Below are 18,554 nucleotides of genomic sequence, written 5' to 3'. Positions count from 1 at the left end.
GACTCCTGGAGCTCGAAGGCACTGTGACCGCCTCGGATGCGCGCAGTTCCGCCACGCCGCGCAGGCGGCGACAGCGACGACACGCCCGGGTCGGTCGCGAGTTGCGGAGGGTCCGATCGGCACGTAATGTAATTCCTCGTCGCCCCAAAGGTGCGGGAAGCGGAAGAGCTTCTCGGCCTCAAGCGGGACTCACTCAGAACCTCTGGTTCGACCGCAGCTCGTCTGGTTCAGACTTGCTGGGATCGCCGATCGGATGTAGTCTGAGTGGGCTGTTCGGGGGAGCGTAACGCTCTCCACGGCCGAACGGATCCGTCCGACCGGCAAGAGCGCGCTGAGCGCAGCTCCACACGAACGCAGAATCAGTTGCCCATACGACCCCGGCGAACCGTCGGAGTGTGGTGCGTCCGATCCTTGAGAACTCAACAGCGTGCACTAAGTCAATGCCAAATTATCCTCGTCATCCTGGCTGTGTTGAATAGACGCAGTGTGGGGTGTTGAGAATTCCTTTGGATTAAATGAATTGTCAGTAGACAGTTCTTTAGTCAGAATCAACTCGCTCGTGTCGCCCTATTCCGGGTGGCCGGGTACATGGTTTGTCAGCCGGTTCGCTGGTTGGCTATCAGACATCTACGGAGAGTTTGATCCTGGCTCAGGACGAACGCTGGCGGCGTGCTTAACACATGCAAGTCGAACGGATCAAGGGAGCTTGCTTCCTTGGTTAGTGGCGAACGGGTGAGTAACACGTGAGCAATCTGCCCTTGACTCTGGGATAACTGCGGGAAACTGTAGCTAATACCGGATACGACGCGCGAAGGCATCTTCTGCGCGTGGAAAGAATTTCGGTCAGGGATGAGCTCGCGGCCTATCAGCTTGTTGGTGAGGTAATGGCTCACCAAGGCGACGACGGGTAGCCGGCCTGAGAGGGTGACCGGCCACACTGGGACTGAGACACGGCCCAGACTCCTACGGGAGGCAGCAGTGGGGAATATTGCACAATGGGCGAAAGCCTGATGCAGCAACGCCGCGTGAGGGACGACGGCCTTCGGGTTGTAAACCTCTTTTGTCAGGGAAGAAGCGAAAGTGACGGTACCTGAAGAAAAAGCACCGGCTAACTACGTGCCAGCAGCCGCGGTAATACGTAGGGTGCAAGCGTTGTCCGGAATTATTGGGCGTAAAGAGCTCGTAGGCGGTTTGTCGCGTCTGCTGTGAAAACGCGAGGCTCAACCTCGCGCCTGCAGTGGGTACGGGCAGACTAGAGTGCGGTAGGGGAGATTGGAATTCCTGGTGTAGCGGTGGAATGCGCAGATATCAGGAGGAACACCGATGGCGAAGGCAGATCTCTGGGCCGTAACTGACGCTGAGGAGCGAAAGCGTGGGGAGCGAACAGGATTAGATACCCTGGTAGTCCACGCCGTAAACGTTGGGAACTAGATGTGGGGTCCATTCCACGGATTCCGTGTCGCAGCTAACGCATTAAGTTCCCCGCCTGGGGAGTACGGCCGCAAGGCTAAAACTCAAAGGAATTGACGGGGGCCCGCACAAGCGGCGGAGCATGCGGATTAATTCGATGCAACGCGAAGAACCTTACCAAGGCTTGACATACACCGGAAACGGCTGGAAACAGTCGCCCCGCAAGGTCGGTGTACAGGTGGTGCATGGTTGTCGTCAGCTCGTGTCGTGAGATGTTGGGTTAAGTCCCGCAACGAGCGCAACCCTCGTTCTATGTTGCCAGCGGGTTATGCCGGGAACTCATAGGAGACTGCCGGGGTCAACTCGGAGGAAGGTGGGGATGACGTCAAATCATCATGCCCCTTATGTCTTGGGCTTCACGCATGCTACAATGGCCGGTACAAAGGGCTGCAATACCGTAAGGTGGAGCGAATCCCAAAAAGCCGGTCTCAGTTCGGATTGAGGTCTGCAACTCGACCTCATGAAGTCGGAGTCGCTAGTAATCGCAGATCAGCAACGCTGCGGTGAATACGTTCTCGGGCCTTGTACACACCGCCCGTCAAGTCATGAAAGTCGGTAACACCCGAAGCCAGTGGCCCAACCGCAAGGAGGGAGCTGTCGAAGGTGGGATCGGTGATTAGGACTAAGTCGTAACAAGGTAGCCGTACCGGAAGGTGCGGCTGGATCACCTCCTTTCTAAGGAGCTTCTGGATGCTTCGGCATCCCAGAGCCACTACGCAGGCATACGTTCTGCGGTGGTTTGCTCAAGGGTGGAACATTGACTTTGGTCGTCGGTTGAATGCCGGCAGTCAGTACGGTCGCAGCTCTTCGGAGCGCCTGACCTGGAACGCTGCTGAGAGGATGCCGGCGACATGCACGCTGTTGGGTCCTGAGGGACCGGGCCTCGCTGCTGCTCGAGAGAGTGGTGGGCGGGAACGGACCTCCGGACCTCGACGTGTTTCCCCAATGGGGGAGCGCGCGGGGTACCGCCCGTACTTTGAGAACTACACAGTGGACGCGAGCATCTTAGATTCCGATCTTTCGGGATCGGGATCACAAAGACGACGCATCTTCAGATGCGTCTTCATTGGTCAATTTCTTTCAGCCGGTTCCTTCGGGGGCTGGTTGTGAGCAATCGATTCATACTCATGTGGTCAAGTTTCTAAGAGCAAACGGTGGATGCCTTGGCATCTGGAGCCGAAGAAGGACGTAGTAATCTGCGATAAGCCTCGGGGAGCTGATAAACGAGCTTTGATCCGAGGATCTCCGAATGGGGAAACCCCGCCGGGCGCAGCAATGCGACCCGGTGACTCCCGCCTGAATATATAGGGCGGGTAGAGGGAACGTGGGGAAGTGAAACATCTCAGTACCCACAGGAAGAGAAAGCAACCGCGATTCCGTTAGTAGTGGCGAGCGAAACCGGAACAGGCCAAACCGATCGTGTGTGATAGCCGGCAGGCGTTGCACGATCGGGGTTGTGGGACTCTCACGCTGATCTGCCGATCAGCACAAGTTACAACGCGATATAGACGAATGGCATTGAATGGCCAATCACAGAGGGTGGCAATCCCGTAGTCGAAATGTCGCAATGGCTTGGAGATCATCCCAAGTAGCACGGGGCCCGAGAAATCCCGTGTGAATCTGGCAGGACCACCTGCTAAGCCTAAATACTCCCAGATGACCGATAGCGGACAAGTACCGTGAGGGAAAGGTGAAAAGTACCCCGGGAGGGGAGTGAAATAGTACCTGAAACCGTTTGCTTACAAACCGTTGGAGCCAGCTTGTACTGGTGACAGCGTGCCTTTTGAAGAATGAGCCTGCGAGTTAGTGATACGTGGCGAGGTTAACCGAGAGGGGAAGCCGTAGCGAAAGCGAGTCCGAATAGGGCGATTCAGTCGCGTGTTCTAGACCCGAAGCGAAGTGATCTACCCATGGCCAGGTTGAAGCGACGGTAAGACGTCGTGGAGGACCGAACCCACTTCAGTTGAAAATGGAGGGGATGAGCTGTGGGTAGGGGTGAAAGGCCAATCAAACTTCGTGATAGCTGGTTCTCTCCGAAATGCATTTAGGTGCAGCGTTGCGTGTTTCTTGCCGGAGGTAGAGCTACTGGATGGCCGATGGGCCCTACAAGGTTACTGACGTCAGCCAAACTCCGAATGCCGGTAAGTGAGAGCGCAGCAGTGAGACGGTGGGGGATAAGCTTCATCGTCGAGAGGGAAACAACCCAGACCACCGACTAAGGCCCCCAAGCGTGTGCTAAGTGGGAAAGGATGTGGAGTTGCATAGACAACCAGGAGGTTGGCTTAGAAGCAGCCACCCTTGAAAGAGTGCGTAATAGCTCACTGGTCAAGTGATTCCGCGCCGACAATGTAACGGGGCTCAAGCACACCGCCGAAGTCGTGGGATTCGCATCATTGGTTAGCCTTCGTGGTTCAGCCGTGCGGATCGGTAGGAGAGCGTCGTGTGGCGAGCGAAGCGGCGGAGTAATCCAGCCGTGGACGCCACACGAGTGAGAATGCAGGCATGAGTAGCGAAAGACGGGTGAGAAACCCGTCCTCCGAAAGACCAAGGGTTCCAGGGCCAGGCTAATCCGCCCTGGGTAAGTCGGGACCTAAGGCGAGGCCGACAGGCGTAGTCGATGGACAACGGGTTGATATTCCCGTACCGGCGAAGAACCGCCAATGCCAATCCGGTAATGCTAAGAGTCCGAAGCCGTGGTGAAGCCCTTCGGGGTGAAGCCGCGGTGGAGCACTCGAACCGAACTGGGGCGGCAAGCGTATTAACAGGTGTGACGCAGGAAGGTAGCTGAGCCGGGCGATGGTTGTCCCGGTGTAAGGACGTAGGGCGAGGGATAGGCAAATCCGTTCCTCACATAGCCTGAGATCCGATGCGTAGCCCGATTGGGCGAAATCAGTGATCCTATGCTGCCAAGAAAAGCATCGACGCGAGGTTCAAGCCGCCCGTACCCCAAACCGACTCAGGTGGTCAGGTAGAGAATACCAAGGAGATCGAGAGAATCGTGGTTAAGGAACTCGGCAAAATGCCCCCGTAACTTCGGGAGAAGGGGGCCTGAGGCGTGAACGGACTTGCTCCGGAAGCGCTGTATGGCCGCAGAGACCAGTGGGAAGCGACTGTTTACTAAAAACACAGGTCCGTGCCAAGTCGCAAGACGATGTATACGGACTGACGCCTGCCCGGTGCTGGAAGGTTAAGAGGAGCGGTTAGCCGCAAGGCGAAGCTGCGAATTTAAGCCCCAGTAAACGGCGGTGGTAACTATAACCATCCTAAGGTAGCGAAATTCCTTGTCGGGTAAGTTCCGACCTGCACGAATGGCGTAACGACTTCCCAGCTGTCTCAACCGCGAACTCGGCGAAATTGCACTACGAGTAAAGATGCTCGTTACGCGCAGCAGGACGGAAAGACCCCGTGACCTTTACTATAGTTTGGTATTGGTGTTCGGAGTGGCTTGTGTAGGATAGGTGGGAGACTTTGAAGCTCGGACGCTAGTTCGGGTGGAGTCATTGTTGAAATACCACTCTGGTCACTTTGGATGTCTAACTTAGAACCGTGATCCGGTTCAGGGACAGTGCCTGATGGGTAGTTTAACTGGGGCGGTTGCCTCCCAAAATGTAACGGAGGCGCCCAAAGGTTCCCTCAACCTGGTTGGCAATCAGGTGTCGAGTGTAAGTGCACAAGGGAGCTTGACTGTGAGACTGACAAGTCGAGCAGGGACGAAAGTCGGGACTAGTGATCCGGCAGTGGCTTGTGGAAGCGCTGTCGCTCAACGGATAAAAGGTACCTCGGGGATAACAGGCTGATCTTGCCCAAGAGTCCATATCGACGGCATGGTTTGGCACCTCGATGTCGGCTCGTCGCATCCTGGGGCTGGAGTAGGTCCCAAGGGTTGGGCTGTTCGCCCATTAAAGCGGTACGCGAGCTGGGTTTAGAACGTCGTGAGACAGTTCGGTCCCTATCCGCTGCGCGCGCAGGAAATTTGAGAAGATCTATCCCTAGTACGAGAGGACCGGGATGGACGAACCTCTGGTGTGTCAGTTGTTCTGCCAAGGGCACCGCTGATTAGCTACGTTCGGAACGGATAACCGCTGAAAGCATCTAAGCGGGAAGCCGGCTTCAAGATGAGATTTCCATCCCTTCGGGGGAGAGGCTCCCAGTAGACGACTGGGTTGATAGGCCGGATGTGGAAGCAGGGACTAAAGACCTGTGCAGCTGACCGGTACTAATAAGCCAACAACTTGACAACACACTCTCTTCGAGAGAGTAATGCGTATGAATCGCACGACTGTTGCTCGCGTCCACTTTGTGGTTCCCGATGTACGGGACACCGCAGCACCATCTCGGTGGTTGAGGAGCGCCCCTCGGGGCGCGTCTCGAAACCAGAGATGGGCTAGAACTTCTGAAACATCGACAGTGTTTCGGCGGCCATAGCGAGAGGGAAACGCCCGGTCACATTCCGAACCCGGAAGCTAAGACTCTCAGCGCCGATGGTACTGCAGGGGGACCCTGTGGGAGAGTAGGACACCGCCGGACTCCTTTTACAGCAAAGGGCCGCCCCACTTGGGGCGGCCCTTTCGCCGTTAACCAGGGATGCTCAGAGCGGGTACTGGCCCGGCTCCCGGCGCAGGGTGATCCAGCGCGTCTCTGTGAAGGCGTCGACGTTCGCCTGGGCGCCGCCGTGACGTGACCCGGTGCCCGACGAGCCCGTGCCGCCGAACGGGGCGTTCGCCTCGTCGTTGACCGTCTGGTCGTTGATGTGCACGATCCCGGTGGGGATCCGCTGCGCGAGCGCGAGCCCTGCCAGAGCGTCGGCCGTCACGATGCCGAGCGACAGCCCGTACTCGCCCTCCGAGGCCAGTTCGACGGCCTCGTCGTCGGTCGAGTACGACACCACGGACGCGACCGGGCCGAACACCTCGTCGGCGTAGGCCGCCGCCGTGCGCGGAGTGTTCGCGAGGACGGTCGGACGGTACAGCAGGCCCTCGTACGTGCCGCCCGCGCGCAGCTGCGCCCCTGGGCGACGGCGTCCTGGACGAGCGTGTGCACGCGGTCGCGCTGCACCTCGTCGATGAGCGGGCCCAGGTGCACCTGACCCGCTGCCGGGTCGCCGACGTGCATCGAATCGGCCTTCGCCGCGAGCTTCTCCACGTACTCCTCGAACACGGACTCGTGCACGATGTGGCGGCCGACCGTCATGCATATCTGCCCCTGGTGCAGGAAGGCTCCCCAGGTCGCCAGGTTCACCGCCTTGTCCACGTCGGCGTCGGCCCGGATGAGGAACGCGGAGTTCCCGCCGAGCTCGAGGTGGGCCCGCTTGAGGTGGCGGCCGGCCAGCTCGCCGACGATGCGGCCGGCGCGGGTCGAGCCCGTGAAGGCGATCACGCGCACGCGCGGGTCGGTGACGAGCGCCTCGCCGACGTCGGCGCCGCCGGGCACCAGCTGCAGAAGGCCCTTCGGCAGACCGGCCTCCTCGAAGATGCGCACCATCGCGACCCCGCCGGTGATGACCGTGCGGGGGTCGGGCTTGAGGAGCACTGCGTTGCCGAGGGCAAGGGCCGGCGCCACGGCCCGGATGCCGAGGATCAGGGGCACGTTGAAGGGCGAGATGACCGCGACCACCCCGACCGGCACCTGCTGAGCGAGGGAGAGACGAGGCTCTTCGCTGGAGAGGATCGAGCCGAGGGGCGCCGACGGGAGTGCCGACGCCTCATAGCACTCGGCCGCCGTGACGTGCAGGGCGAACCCGGCGAGCGGGGGAATGGCGCCGACCTCGCGGATGTTCCAGCCCGAGATCTCCTCCGCGTGCTGCTCCCAGAGCTGGCCCGCGCGACGCAGCACTGCGGAGCGCACCGGGTGCGGCGTGGCCGCCCACTCCTTCTGGGCTCGCGCCGCGCCCTCGGCGGCCCGGCCGACGTCGGCGGGGCCGGCGATCCCTACCATGGCGAGCGTCTCGCCGGTAGCGGGCTCGACCGAGGCGATCTCGCCGCCTGCGCCGGGCACCCACTCTCCGTCGATGTAGATCCTGCCCGCGAAGACGCTCTCGTCGAGCAGGACCTCCCGGGTCTCTGTGGTGATGGTCATGATGTTCCCTCCTGGATGGTGCTCATGGCGTCCGCGGCGAGCCGCGCGCCGTCCTCGTAAGTCTCCCGCCAGATGGCGAGCATGTCCCCGACGAACTCGGGCAGGATCGGCCTCGAGAAGGCCTCCAGTCCGAAGCGGCCGGTGTAGCCGTCGCGAAGAGCCCCGCGGACCACGGCCGGGATGTCGACCACGCCCGTGGCGAGGGGGCCGCGGCCCGACTGGCCGAGCTCGAGGTACCCGAGGCGAGGGAGCGCCAGCCGGATGGCCGCAGCCATGTCGGCCTCCTCGATCGCCATGTGGAACGTGTCGAGGTGGATGCGGAGGTGATCCGATCCGCTCGCGGCGACGTAGTCGAGCGCTTGGGCGGCGGTGTTCACGAGCGACGTCTCGTAGCGGTTGAGCACCTCGAACGTCATGGTGACGCCGCGCTCGTGGGCCTCGTCGGCGACGCGACCCACCTCGGCCGCCGACCGTTGGAACGCCTCCCGGCTGGTCGGCGACGAGGGATGCCCGAAGAGCCCGTATGGCACGCCGTTGAGCTGGTCGCTGCCCACGGCGACGGTGAAGTCGAGCGTGCGACGCAGCGCCGCGACGCCGGCGGCCCGCACCCCGGAGTCCGGCGAGGACACATCGGCATCGGGGCTCTGGCCGCACATGGTGAGAGGGAGAGCCCCGATGCCGCCACGATGTCCCGCAGTGCGGCGGCATCGGTCGTGTCCGGGTCGAGAGGTGGGAGCACGACGCGGCGGTATCCGGCAGCGGCGATCGCCTCCAGAGCCGCGGGAAGGCGATCCGGTGCGGCGTCCGGCACCAGGACGTTGAGGTGACAGGCGACGTCCAGGTCGGCGGTGATCACGGGTGCCTAGAACGTCGGCAGGTCGAAGCGCTGCTTGAAGGAGGAGTAGCCGTCGTCGACGTGGACGACCGTGCCGTTGATGACGTTGGACTCGTCGGAGGCGAGGAAGGCGACGACGTTCGCGATCTCCTCCGGCTCGGTCATCTTGTTCCGCAGCTGCTCGGACGCGAAGAGGGCCCGCAGCTCCTCGCTGAACTGGTTGATGATCGGGGTGCCCACGCGTCCGGGGGTGATGGCGACGGCGCGGATGCCGTGCTCGGCCAGCTCGTAGGCGGCGGAGCGCGTGAAGGAGATGACCGCGGCCTTCGCCGCGCTGTAGCTGAAGGCCAGCTCGGCGGCCTGCTCGCCGTAGATGGACGACGTGCTGATGATGACGCCGGGCGTGCCCTGCTTCACGAACTGGCGGCCGGCCGCGAGGATGCCGTAGTACACGCCGTCCTGATCGACGCGGATCATCGGCGCGTAGTCCACCTCGGGGTCGTGGTCGAGGAGGGCCTTCCCGCCGGCGATCCCCGCGTTGTTGAAGATGACGTCGATCTTCCCGAAGACGTCGACGGCGCGCTGCACCATCGCCTCCACCTCGGCGAACTTCGACACGTCGACCTGCGCCGCAGCCGTGGCCCCGGGAGAGCCGGCGGCCTCGAACTCGGCGACGACAGCCTCCGCCCGCTGCAGGTTGATGTCGGCGACGAGCACCTTGGCGCCTTCGCTGACGAACTTGCGCGCCGTCGCCAGGCCGATTCCGCTGGCGCCGCCGGTGATGATGGCGACCTTGCCGTTCAAACGCATGAGTCCACTTTCTGGTGAGAGTTCGACGAGAGGGGAGCGGGGGCGGAGACTCGGTCCCCGCCCCCGCTGGTCGAGGGCCTAGCCCAGCTTGTCCGAGGGCGTGATGTCCGCGGCGTTCTCCGAGGTCACGAGCGTCGTCTCGACCGCCTCGAAGTTCTTCTTCGGGAGGGTTCCGTCCTTCTGGTAGGCGGTCATCGCCTCCATGAGGGTGTCGAGGATCGACGGCCAGGGCTGCTCGATCGTGGCGAGGAAAGCGCCTCCGCTCTGGATCCCCGCGATCGCCTCGCTCGTCGCGTCGACGCCCGTCACCTTCGCCTGGGAGCCCGCCTCCGTGATGGCCTGAGCGGCGCCGAGGGCGGCGTCATCCCAGCCGACCCACACCGCGTCGAGTCCGTTCGGGTGCGCGGTCAGGTAGTCGGCGACGATGGCGAGCGCCTCGGTCCGGCCGGTGGCGGGGGACTTGACCTTCTGGATGTCGCCGCCCGCGATGTTGGCCCCGGCCTTCTCGAGAGCCTCCTTGGCGAGTCCGGCCCGCATGCGGATGCCGGGGTGCGGGTCGTGGCCGATGACCATGACGTTCTTGCCCTTGAGGCCTCCGAGCGCCTCGTCGAACGCGCCCATGGTGCTGTCGACGATGCCCTGCTGGTCGGTGGTGACGTTGAGGACGAAGGCGTCGGTGGCCTCCGTGCCGCTGTCCATCGCGAACATCGGGATCTCCGCGTCCTTCGCCGCGGTGACGATGGAGGAGATCGACGCGTAGTCGGTGTAGCCGTCGAAGATCGCGTCGGCGCCCTGGCCGATCGCACTCTCCACCTGCGGATTCATCTTCTGGAAGTCGAAGTCGCCCTGGATCATCGTGAGATCCCAGCCGGCCTCGTCGGCCTTGGCCTGCACCGCCTTGACCCACCAGGCGCCGATGGGCGTCTGATTGCCCGACGTGAAGGCGATGACCTTGAACGGCTTGTCGCCGTCCCCGCCGCCCGAAGCGGAGCCGCCGCCGCCTCCGCCGCCGCCCGAGCAGCCGGCGAGGGCCAGCGCCGCTATGGCGCCGATGGCCGCCAGTGTGGTGAATCGTGTGCGCATCTCTTACTCCGTTGTTGTGATCGCATTCCGGTGGGGGTGCCTGAGCGGACCAGCGCCGCTCAGCTCTTTCGTGGACGGGCTGTTGCGCTACCGCTCACGGGTCTTGAGGGAGGACAGGGTGACGGCGGCGATGATGATGAGGCCGGTGACCACCTGCTGGACGTAGGAGTTCACGCCGATGATGTTGAGGCCGTTGCTCAGGACGCCGATGATGGCGACGCCCACCATGGTGCCGACGAGGTTCGCCTGTCCGGACTTGATGACGGTCATGCCGAGGAAGACGGCCGCGACCGAGAAGAGCAGGTTGTCGCTGCCCTGGACCGCGCTCGCGCTGCCGAGGCGCGCTGCCAGCAGGATGCCGCCGATCGCCGAGATCAGGCCGGCGACTGCGAAGGCCAGGAGGCGGCCGCGGCGGACGTTGACCCCGGACAGGCGCGACACCTCGGCATTGCCGCCGACCGCGTACCACTTGCGCCCCGTGGTCGTGAACCGGAGGACGGCCCACAGGATCACCGAGATGGCGATGGCGATGTAGACCGGCAGCGGGATGTTGAGGAACCGGCCCTGGCCGAGGGTGGTGAAGTCCCCGGGGAGGTTGAACAGCGTCGTCCCCTCGGTCACGAGGTACGCGAGGCCGATCACCGAGGTCATCGTGGCGAGCGTGGCGACGAAGGCCGTGAGATTCAGATAGGCGACCAGGAGTCCGTTGGCGATGCCGATGAGGAGCCCCACCACGAGTGCGACGAGGATGGCGACCGGTGTCGGGACACCGCCGAGCATGAGGGAGGCCGCGACCGCACCGGCAAGGCTCGAGGTGGCGGCGAGCGACAGGTCGAAGTCGCCGACGACCATGACGACGGTCTGCGCCCCCGCGATGATCGCGAGGATCGAGACCTGGAACAGGATGTTCCGCACGTTGGTGAAGCTGAGGAAGACGTCCGGGCGCATCGCGAAGAAGAAGAGGACGAGTGCGATCAGCGCGATGGTCGTCCCGCCCTGGACCAGGAACTTCCCGATCGAGGTCCGCGGCTGAGCCGGCACCTTGGTGGGCGGCGGCTGGGTGTTGGTGGTCGTCATGTCACCGTGTCTTTCCGTAGCAGTACGCGAGCAGGATTTCCTCGTCGGCGTTCTCGGCCGGGACTTCGCCGGAGATCCGGCCTTCGTGCATGATCAGGATGCGATCGCTCATTCCGATCAGCTCCGGGAGCTCCGAGCTGACCGCGATGATGGTCGTTCCTCCGGCCGCGAGCGCCCGGATCAGCCGGTAGATCTCCGCCTTGGTGCCCACGTCGATCCCGCGGGTCGGCTCGTCCATCAGCAGGACCTTCGGCTTGCGGGCCAGCATCTTGGCGAGCACGACCTTCTGCTGGTTTCCGCCCGACAGCTCGCCGACGTGCTGGCGCGGACTGCGGGCCTTGATCTGCAGGTCGGCCATCCCGCGCTGCACGATGTCGGCGATGCGCCCGCCCGAGACCACGCCCGCCGAGCTGACCGCCGGGATGTTCGCCAGGGCGATGTTGTCCTGGATGGTCGCGCTGAGGATGACGCCCTGGCTGCGGCGCTCCTCGGGGACGAGCGCGATTCCGGCGTCGAGCGCCCTGCCGACGCCAGGGGAGGCGGGCAGGGTCGTGTCGCCCACGCTGACGGTGCCCGCCACGTGCTTCTGGGCTCCGGCGAGGATGCGGAGCAGCTCGCTTCGCCCGGAGCCGGCGAGTCCGCCGATTCCGAGGACCTCGCCCTTCCGCGCGACAAAGGACACGTCCTTCACGCGGCGCCCGTCGAGGCCCTCCACCCGGAGTGCCACCTCGGAGGTGGCCGTGCCACGAGCGGGGAACAGCTCCCCGGCCGCGCGTCCCACCATGGTCGAGATGACCTCATCGATGTGGGAGTCGGCCACCGCCTTGGTGAGGACGGTCTCGCCGTTGCGCATGATCGTCAGGCGGTCGCACAGCTCGAAGACCTCCTCCAGACGGTGCGAGACGTAGACGATCGCCACGCCCTCCGCCCGCAGCGAGCGCAGGACCGAGAAGAGCTCGATGATCTCGGTGTCCGTCAGGGAGGCGGTGGGCTCGTCGAGGATGAGGACGCGGGCGTCGTTGGCGAGCGCGCGGGCGAACGCGACCATGGTCTGCTGGACGGGGAGAGGTCTCCCGCGAGCTGACGCAGCGGGATCCTCTGGTTCAGCCGGTCGAGCTGCTCCTTCGCGCGGCGCCGCAGCTCCCTGCCGTTGACGATGCCTCCCCGGCTGGGGATCTGGTCGCCGAGCAGGATGTTCTCGGCGACGCTGATCGTGGGGATGATGGAGAGCTCCTGATAGAGCGCGACGATGCCCGCCCGATTGGCGACGCGGACGTTCGCGAACTCGACCTGCTCCCCGTCCCGCAGGATCCGGCCCGCGTCCGGCGTGTAGATCCCGGTGAGCACCTTGACGAGGGTCGATTTGCCTGCGCCGTTCTCGCCGAGCAGCGCGTGGATCTCGCCCGGCAGCACGGACAGCCGAGCCGCGTTGAGGGCGAAGACGCCGTCGAAGTGCTTCGAGATGCCGTCGGCCTCGAGGGCGGGGATCGTGCCGACGATCGGGGGCTGGTCGAGGATCGTCATCGGATACCCTCCGCGCCCTCGAGATCGTTGCAGCGGATCACGACCTTGGGATAGCGCCCGCTGAGGTGGACGGCGAACGCCTCCTCCGCGTCCTCGAGTGCGAAGACCGCCTGCGTCAGCTCGTCGAGGGAGAGCTCGGGCAGGAGCTGCAGCGCCCGCGGGAACGCGTACGGCGAGACGAACACCCCGGTGAGGGTGAGCTCGCGGAGGTAGAGGTAGTCGGAGAGGTTGAGCGGCATCTCGAACTTCTCGGGGTACATCGCGCCGTAGATGACGGTGCCGCCCTTGGCGGCGAGGTCGAGGAGTCCCTTGACCGCGCGCGGCGACCCCGAGGCGTCGATGACAACGTCGTAGCCGCGGCCGCCGGTGATCTCGTCGGCGCGCGCGTACTGGTCCTCGGCGATCGGGTCGATGACGTGCTTCGCGCCGTGCCGCATCGCCATCTCGCGCCGCTCGGCGATCGGCTCCACCATGGTGAGGCTGGTGGCCCCGTTCCTCCCCATGACCTGGAGGGCGAGCTGGCCGATCGGGCCGCCCCCGCAGATGAGGACGCGGTCGCCGACCCGGATGCGGGTCTTGTCCGCGATGCGCACGGCGACCGAGGTGGGCTCGAGGAGGCAGCCCTGCAGCAGGGAGACCTCGTCCGGGAGCTTGTAGACCTGGGACTCGTGCCACACGATCTGCTCGCTCATGCCCGGCCGGTTGTAGTCCTGAATGTTCTCGCAGAACTGCTGGCGGCCGTCCTGGCAGGGGCGGCAGGTGCCGCAGAAGCGCAGGAAGTTGCCGGCCACCCGGTCGCCGACCTGCAGCCCGTTGCGGTGGGCGCGCTCGCCGAGCTCCTCGATCACTCCGGAGATCTCGTGCCCGAGGCCGATCGGCACGTCGGTGCCGAAGAAGCCCTCGGCGAGGTGGGGGTCCGATCCGCAGATCGCCGCGTAGGCGACCCGGATCCGCACGTCCTCCGGCCCGAGCTCCTGCTCGGGGAAGTCGACCAGCCCGACCCGGCCGCGCGACGACTCGTCGGGGTCGCGCAGGCTGCCGATCTTGGTGACGGCTACTGTTCTCATCTGTCTCTCCGTTGAGCGCCGATCGAGTGGGGGAGCGGGTCAGGCCTTGGCCGCGATGACCTCTCGAGTCGCCGCGATGGTCGCGGCCAGTCCGTAGCCGAACTTGTCGCGCAACTGCTCGTCCTCGCCGAACCCCGCGTAGACCTGCGGGATCCCGAGCCGGCGGAAGGCCGTGAGCCGGATGCCGCGGTCGGCGACCACGTCGGCGATGCGGCTCGCCAGCCCGCCGTAGGCCAGGTGGTCCTCCACGACGACGAAGCGCCCGCCGGTCTCCTCGGCGCACTGCGCGATCAGGTCCGCATCGATGGGCTTCAGCGTGAACATGTCCACCACCCGCACCGAGCGGCCGTCCTTGGCGAGCTCGTCCGCGGCCTGGAGCGCTTGGGAGACCACCGTGCCGTGCGTGAAGATCGTGGCGTCCGTGCCCTGCCGAGCCGTGATGCCCTTGCCGATGCGGATGTCGTGCTCGCCCTCGCCGTAGAGGACCATGTCCTTCTTGCCCACCGCGAGGCGGATGTAGATCGGCCCCTCCATGCTCATCGACTGGCGCAGCACCTCACCGACCATGAGCGGATCGCCGATCGAGGTGACCGTCATGTTCGTCAGCGCGCACATCAGCGCCAGGTCCTCGACCGCGTAGTGGGTCGACCCGCCGTTGCCGACCAGCCCGCCGTGGGTGCCGATGATCTTCACCGGGAGGTTTGGATAGCAGACGTCGGTGCGCACCTGCTCGAGGGCCCGCATGCTGAGGAACGGGAGCATTCCGGAGACCACGGGGATGTTGCCGTCGTAGGCGAGGCCGGCCGCGATCCCGACGCAGACCTGCTCGGCGAGGCCGACGTCGAGGAAGCGGTCCGGGTACTTGTCCCGGAACTCGACCAGTGTCGCCCCGATGTCCGGGGTCAGCACCCAGAGGTTGTCGTGGGTCTCCCCGAGCTCGGCGAGCGTGGTCCCGATGACCGAGCGAGCCGAGAGCATCTCGCCGAAGGTGAACGTCACGGGCATCAGGCCATCTCCTTCTCACGGTTCGCCTCGAGCGACGCGAGCGCGCGCTCCAGATCCTTCGGGCTCAGCGACCCGGCATGCCAGGCGAGGTTGTGCTCCATGAAGTCGACGCCCTTGCCCTTCACGGTCTCGCAGATCACCACGGTCGGCTTGTCGCTGTCCGCACCGGGCAGCGCGTCGATCGCACCCACGAGCTCGCCCATGTCGTGGCCGTTGATCTCCACGACGTTCCAGCCGAAGGCGCGCCACTTGTCCGGGTAGGGCTCGAAGGAGATCCGCTCCTCGGCGAAGCTCGTCATCAGCTGCCGGTTGCGGTCGATGAAGGCGACCAGGTTGCCGAGCCGGTTGCTGTTGGCCGCCATCGCCGCCTCCCACACCGACCCCTCGCCGGTCTCGCCGTCACCCAGGAGACACACGACGCGGTGCGTCTCGCCGCGGTGCCGCGCGCTGAGCGCCATGCCCACCGCGATCGGCAGGCCGTGGCCGAGCGACCCGGTCGAGGCCTCGACGCCCGGGAGCTGCACCTTGCACGGGTGCATCCCATAGGCGCTGTCGAGCTGCCCGTAGGTCTCGACGATCCCCTCGTAGGAGAAGAACCCGCGCATCGCCATGGCGATGTACATGCACACCGCGGCGTGCCCCTTGCTGAGCAGGAAGCGGTCGCGCTCGGGATTGCGGATGTCGGTCGGATCCACGTGCAGCCCGTAGTGGAAGAGGGCCGTGAAGATGTCGGCGGCCGACAGGTCCCCGCCGATGTGCACGGCGCCTTCGTAGGTTCCGCACAGCTGCAGCAGCTTCGTCCGCAGCTCGAAAGCCCGGTCCTCGAGCTCTGCGACGGTGGGGCGCTCGTCCTGCGCCGGAAGTGCGTTCTGTTCCATCTCATGCCTCCTCATCGATGCAGTGAGATCCCGGTCGCGGCCGGATTTCTCGTGTCGTCTTCGACTCGTTCCCGCCCGCTCGACCGGGGCCGCCGGGGGAGTGGGAGCGACGGTAGCACAGCACTGTTTACAGGTAAACACCCCCGGGCTAGCATGGCCGCCACCACAAGGCACAGAGAGGTGCGGATCGATGACGAACACGTTGAGCACAGCGGCCCCGGTCACGACGGGGCTGTACATCGGGGGACAGGAGCGGTCCACGGCGGACACCCTGGAGATCCCGGACCCGGCGCACCCGGGCGCCATCGCCGGCTACGCGGCGGCCGCCACCAAGCAGGACGTGGCCGACGCGGTGGCCGCCGCGAAGGCGGCCTTCCCCTCCTGGTCCCGGCTGTCCGCGAAGGAGCGCGCCGCCGCGATGGGGGCCGCGATCGAGGGCATCGCGGATCAGCGCGATGAGGACGCCGCCGTCCTGACGATGGAGAACGGCAAGATCCGCTTCGAGTCGTGGGTCGACGCGCTCGTCTTCGAGATCCGCTGGCAGCTGGCCCTCTCCCTGGTCGACGAGGTCGAGCAGGGCAAGGTGCTCGAGCCGGCCCCGGGCATCCCGGTGCGCACGACCGTGCAGTATCAGCCGCTCGGCGTCGTCACCGTGATCGTGCCGTTCAACTGGCCCATCGCGATCCTCGGCGCCGCGCTGCCGCACGCCCTGCTCGCCGGCAACACCGCGATCGTGAAGCCGCCGCCCTCGGCGCCGCTGGCCACCACTCGTCTCGTCCAGCGCGTCGCCGAGAAGCTGCCCCCGGGCGTGCTCAACGTGGTCACCGGCCGCGACAGCGAGATGTCCGGCCTGATCGACAACGAGGACATCGCGAAGGTCTGCTTCACCGGCAGCGTCAACGGCGGCAAGCGCATCATGGAGATGGCGTCACGCACGCTCACTCGCGTGACGCTGGAGCTCGGCGGCAACGACCCGGCGATCCTCCGGAAGGACGCCATCCTCGACGACGATCACCTCGACCGGCTCTTCGGCGCGATCTTCGACACCACCGGGCAGATCTGCATGAACGCCAAGCGCCTCTACGTCCACCGGTCGCGCATGGACGAGCTCGTCGACGGCCTGGCGGCGCGCCTGGACAAGGTGGTCCTCGGTCACGGGCTCGCCGAGGGCACGACCATGGGGCCGCTGCACTCGCCCGTGCAGAAGGCGTTCGTCGCGGAGATCATCGAGGAGGCGAGGGACTCCGGCGCGGACGTCCGCGAGTTCGGCCGGCTCCCCGAGGGTGACCTCGCGGGCGGCAACTTCCTGCGGCCCGCGATTGTGGTCGACCCGTCCCCGACGCTACGCGTGGTCACCCAGGAGCAGTTCGGGCCGGTGATCCCGGTGATCCCCTTCGACGACGACGAGGAGGCGGTGCAGCTCGCGAACGACACGTGGGGCGGCCTCTGCGCCTCGGTCTGGACCGCGGACACCGACGAGGCCGCGCGGCTCGGCGCGCGGCTCGAGTGCGGCTACGTCTGGATCAACGATCACGGCGCGGCGCGGCTGGACCTGCGGGCTCCCTTCGGCGGCATGAAGCAGTCGGGAATGGGCCGCGAGCAGGGCATCGAGGGCGTCCGGGCCTTCCAGGACAGCCGCGCGATCGCCCTGCCCGTTCCGCCGCCGGCGAGCTGAACCGGCGGAGGCCGGAGGGGTCGACGGGGGCGGCGCTCCCGACGGGCCCTCCGGCCTCGCGGTTAGAATGAGGTCATTGTGCCGCCCTCCGATCCGCACCGAGGCCTGGGATTCACGGCCCCGATGAAGGAATCGTCCATGGAGCTGCCCCGCGATGCCGTCGCCGACCCCCTGCCGAACGTGATCGACAGCGAGAACTTCACGCCGCGTCTTCTGGCCCTGCTGTCCAACAGCCTCGTATGGCGCGAATCCCGGACCCTGCGAGCCCGCTTCGGCCTCGGCACGAACGACTGGCGCGTCATCTCCGCTCTCGCGATCCGGCCGGGCGTCACGGCGAGCGAGGTCGCGGAGTTCCTCGCCCTCAACAAGGCCATCGTCTCCAAGAGCGTCAACGTGCTCACGGATCGAGGCCTCCTGGTCCAGGCGGAGGGCGGGGGACGCAGCCGCCCGCTGTACCTCACCCCCGCGGGCGCGGAGATGCACGCGGCCATGCTTCCGATCTCCATGCGAGGGCAGGAGATGATCTCCGAGGGGCTGTCGGCGCATGATGTCTCCCGGCTGAACGACCTGCTCCGCAGGCTCCTGACGCGGGCCCGCGAGCTCCAAGCGGAGGACGCCCTCGAGGAGCTCGCCGACGAGGACGCCGAAACCCTGGTCGAGGCCGAAAGCGCCTGACCGCGCCCGGAAGAATCGGGGGCGGAGAGGGCCCCCGTAGACTGGAATCCGCACGCCGGGGCGGCGCCGGAGATCCCGGCGGGACGCCGGGAGCGCTGAGGCGCTCCGCCGGCGCAGTGCGCAGGAAGCGAGAACCACCGTGGCCGAAGAGCCTGGCTCCGACGAGCCCCGCCGCCCGCACCGCGGCGAACGCCGTCCCAGCGAGGGACCGCGCCGCGGTCGCCCCGACGGGGGTCGCGGAGATTCGCCCCGGGGGAGCGACGCTCCCCGCCGCGGCGACGGCCCGCGCCGCGACGATGCCCCCGGCCGTGCCGACTCGGCGCGCCGCGCCGATGGCCCCCGCTTCCCGCGGAGCGGTGACGCCGGCCGCGGGAGCGATT

The 18,554-nt window shown here is 65.6% G+C and carries 11 protein-coding genes, 3 rRNA genes and 1 pseudogene; 5 read left to right on the top strand and 10 right to left on the bottom strand.

Features of this window, described 5'->3' with window-relative positions:
- Positions 1–626: 626 nt before the first annotated feature.
- From QUE51_RS16570 to rrf, 3 genes are all read left to right on the top strand, one after another.
- Positions 627–2,145 (top strand): 16S ribosomal RNA (locus tag QUE51_RS16570).
- A gap of 456 nt (positions 2,146–2,601) precedes the next feature.
- Positions 2,602–5,710, top strand: a 23S ribosomal RNA gene (locus QUE51_RS16565).
- A 171-nt stretch (positions 5,711–5,881) separates the two neighbouring features.
- Positions 5,882–5,997 (top strand): 5S ribosomal RNA (rrf, locus tag QUE51_RS16560).
- Together the 16S, 23S and 5S rRNA genes form the textbook arrangement of a ribosomal RNA operon.
- Positions 5,998–6,058: 61 nt before the next feature.
- On the opposite strand, the pseudogene QUE51_RS16555 reads toward rrf, so the two are convergent.
- The 10 genes and pseudogenes from QUE51_RS16555 to QUE51_RS16510 all read right to left on the bottom strand — a co-directional run bounded on the left by QUE51_RS16555 (position 6,059) and on the right by QUE51_RS16510 (position 15,824).
- Positions 6,059–7,545 (bottom strand): annotated as a pseudogene (locus QUE51_RS16555) (aldehyde dehydrogenase family protein).
- A complete protein-coding gene (locus QUE51_RS16550) occupies positions 7,542–8,201 on the bottom strand; it encodes a sugar phosphate isomerase/epimerase family protein (RefSeq protein WP_286277437.1) in 660 nt (219 codons plus the stop codon). Before QUE51_RS16550 ends, QUE51_RS16555 begins: the two are co-directional and overlap by 4 nt.
- 206 nt (positions 8,202–8,407) lie before the next feature.
- Complete coding sequence (locus QUE51_RS16545) at positions 8,408–9,190, bottom strand: SDR family NAD(P)-dependent oxidoreductase (protein ID WP_286277436.1); 783 nt, start codon at positions 9,188–9,190, stop codon at positions 8,408–8,410.
- 78 nt (positions 9,191–9,268) lie between these two features.
- The gene (locus QUE51_RS16540; protein ID WP_286277435.1) at positions 9,269–10,273 is read right to left on the bottom strand and encodes a sugar ABC transporter substrate-binding protein; all 1,005 of its coding nucleotides are present in this window, start codon (positions 10,271–10,273) and stop codon (positions 9,269–9,271) included.
- An 87-nt stretch (positions 10,274–10,360) separates the two neighbouring features.
- Positions 10,361–11,350: an ABC transporter permease gene (locus tag QUE51_RS16535; RefSeq protein ID WP_286277434.1), complete on the bottom strand. Its 990-nt coding sequence runs from the start codon at positions 11,348–11,350 to the stop codon at positions 10,361–10,363.
- Between the two features lies 1 nt (position 11,351).
- Positions 11,352–12,398: a sugar ABC transporter ATP-binding protein gene (locus QUE51_RS16530; RefSeq protein ID WP_286277433.1), complete on the bottom strand. Its 1,047-nt coding sequence runs from the start codon at positions 12,396–12,398 to the stop codon at positions 11,352–11,354.
- Positions 12,326–12,874, bottom strand: coding sequence for an ATP-binding cassette domain-containing protein (locus QUE51_RS16525; RefSeq protein ID WP_286277432.1), 549 nt, complete (start codon positions 12,872–12,874; stop codon positions 12,326–12,328). Before QUE51_RS16525 ends, QUE51_RS16530 begins: the two co-directional genes overlap by 73 nt.
- Entirely contained in the window at positions 12,871–13,941 is a 1,071-nt protein-coding gene (locus tag QUE51_RS16520) for a zinc-dependent alcohol dehydrogenase (RefSeq protein WP_286277431.1), read from the bottom strand. Before QUE51_RS16520 ends, QUE51_RS16525 begins: the two co-directional genes overlap by 4 nt.
- Before the next feature lie 39 nt (positions 13,942–13,980).
- Positions 13,981–14,946 carry a transketolase family protein gene (locus QUE51_RS16515; protein ID WP_286277430.1) on the bottom strand — a complete coding sequence of 322 codons (966 nt, stop codon included), beginning with the start codon at positions 14,944–14,946 and terminating at the stop codon, positions 13,981–13,983.
- Positions 14,946–15,824 carry a transketolase gene (locus QUE51_RS16510; protein ID WP_286277429.1) on the bottom strand — a complete coding sequence of 293 codons (879 nt, stop codon included), beginning with the start codon at positions 15,822–15,824 and terminating at the stop codon, positions 14,946–14,948. Before QUE51_RS16510 ends, QUE51_RS16515 begins: the two co-directional genes overlap by 1 nt.
- A 190-nt stretch (positions 15,825–16,014) precedes the next feature.
- On the opposite strand from QUE51_RS16510, the gene QUE51_RS16505 reads away from it, so the two are divergent.
- Positions 16,015–17,499 carry an aldehyde dehydrogenase family protein gene (locus QUE51_RS16505; RefSeq protein WP_286277428.1) on the top strand — a complete coding sequence of 495 codons (1,485 nt, stop codon included), beginning with the start codon at positions 16,015–16,017 and terminating at the stop codon, positions 17,497–17,499.
- 138 nt (positions 17,500–17,637) lie between these two features.
- Positions 17,638–18,174: a MarR family winged helix-turn-helix transcriptional regulator gene (locus tag QUE51_RS16500; protein ID WP_286277427.1), complete on the top strand. Its 537-nt coding sequence runs from the start codon at positions 17,638–17,640 to the stop codon at positions 18,172–18,174.
- The last annotated feature ends 380 nt before the right edge of the window (positions 18,175–18,554 follow it).

The organism is Naasia aerilata, from assembly GCF_030296595.1.
Lineage (GTDB): Bacteria > Actinomycetota > Actinomycetes > Actinomycetales > Microbacteriaceae > Naasia > Naasia aerilata.
Note: the sequence above shows the minus strand (reverse complement) of the source record. Positions and strands in the feature narration are given on the sequence as shown.

Excerpts from the sequence above, each read along its gene's own strand:
- QUE51_RS16545 (WP_286277436.1), bottom strand. The coding sequence starts at position 9,190 with ATGCGTTTGAACGGCAAGGTCGCCATCATCACCGGCGGCGCCAGCGGA.
- QUE51_RS16510 (WP_286277429.1), bottom strand. The coding sequence starts at position 15,824 with ATGGAACAGAACGCACTTCCGGCGCAGGACGAGCGCCCCACCGTCGCA.
- QUE51_RS16530 (WP_286277433.1), bottom strand. The coding sequence starts at position 12,398 with ATGGTCGCGTTCGCCCGCGCGCTCGCCAACGACGCCCGCGTCCTCATC.
- QUE51_RS16500 (WP_286277427.1), top strand. The coding sequence starts at position 17,638 with ATGGAGCTGCCCCGCGATGCCGTCGCCGACCCCCTGCCGAACGTGATC.
- QUE51_RS16505 (WP_286277428.1), top strand. The coding sequence starts at position 16,015 with ATGACGAACACGTTGAGCACAGCGGCCCCGGTCACGACGGGGCTGTAC.
- QUE51_RS16525 (WP_286277432.1), bottom strand. The coding sequence starts at position 12,874 with ATGACGATCCTCGACCAGCCCCCGATCGTCGGCACGATCCCCGCCCTC.
- QUE51_RS16550 (WP_286277437.1), bottom strand. The coding sequence starts at position 8,201 with ATGTGCGGCCAGAGCCCCGATGCCGATGTGTCCTCGCCGGACTCCGGG.
- QUE51_RS16535 (WP_286277434.1), bottom strand. The coding sequence starts at position 11,350 with ATGACGACCACCAACACCCAGCCGCCGCCCACCAAGGTGCCGGCTCAG.
- QUE51_RS16515 (WP_286277430.1), bottom strand. The coding sequence starts at position 14,946 with ATGCCCGTGACGTTCACCTTCGGCGAGATGCTCTCGGCTCGCTCGGTC.
- QUE51_RS16520 (WP_286277431.1), bottom strand. The coding sequence starts at position 13,941 with ATGAGAACAGTAGCCGTCACCAAGATCGGCAGCCTGCGCGACCCCGAC.
- QUE51_RS16540 (WP_286277435.1), bottom strand. The coding sequence starts at position 10,273 with ATGCGCACACGATTCACCACACTGGCGGCCATCGGCGCCATAGCGGCG.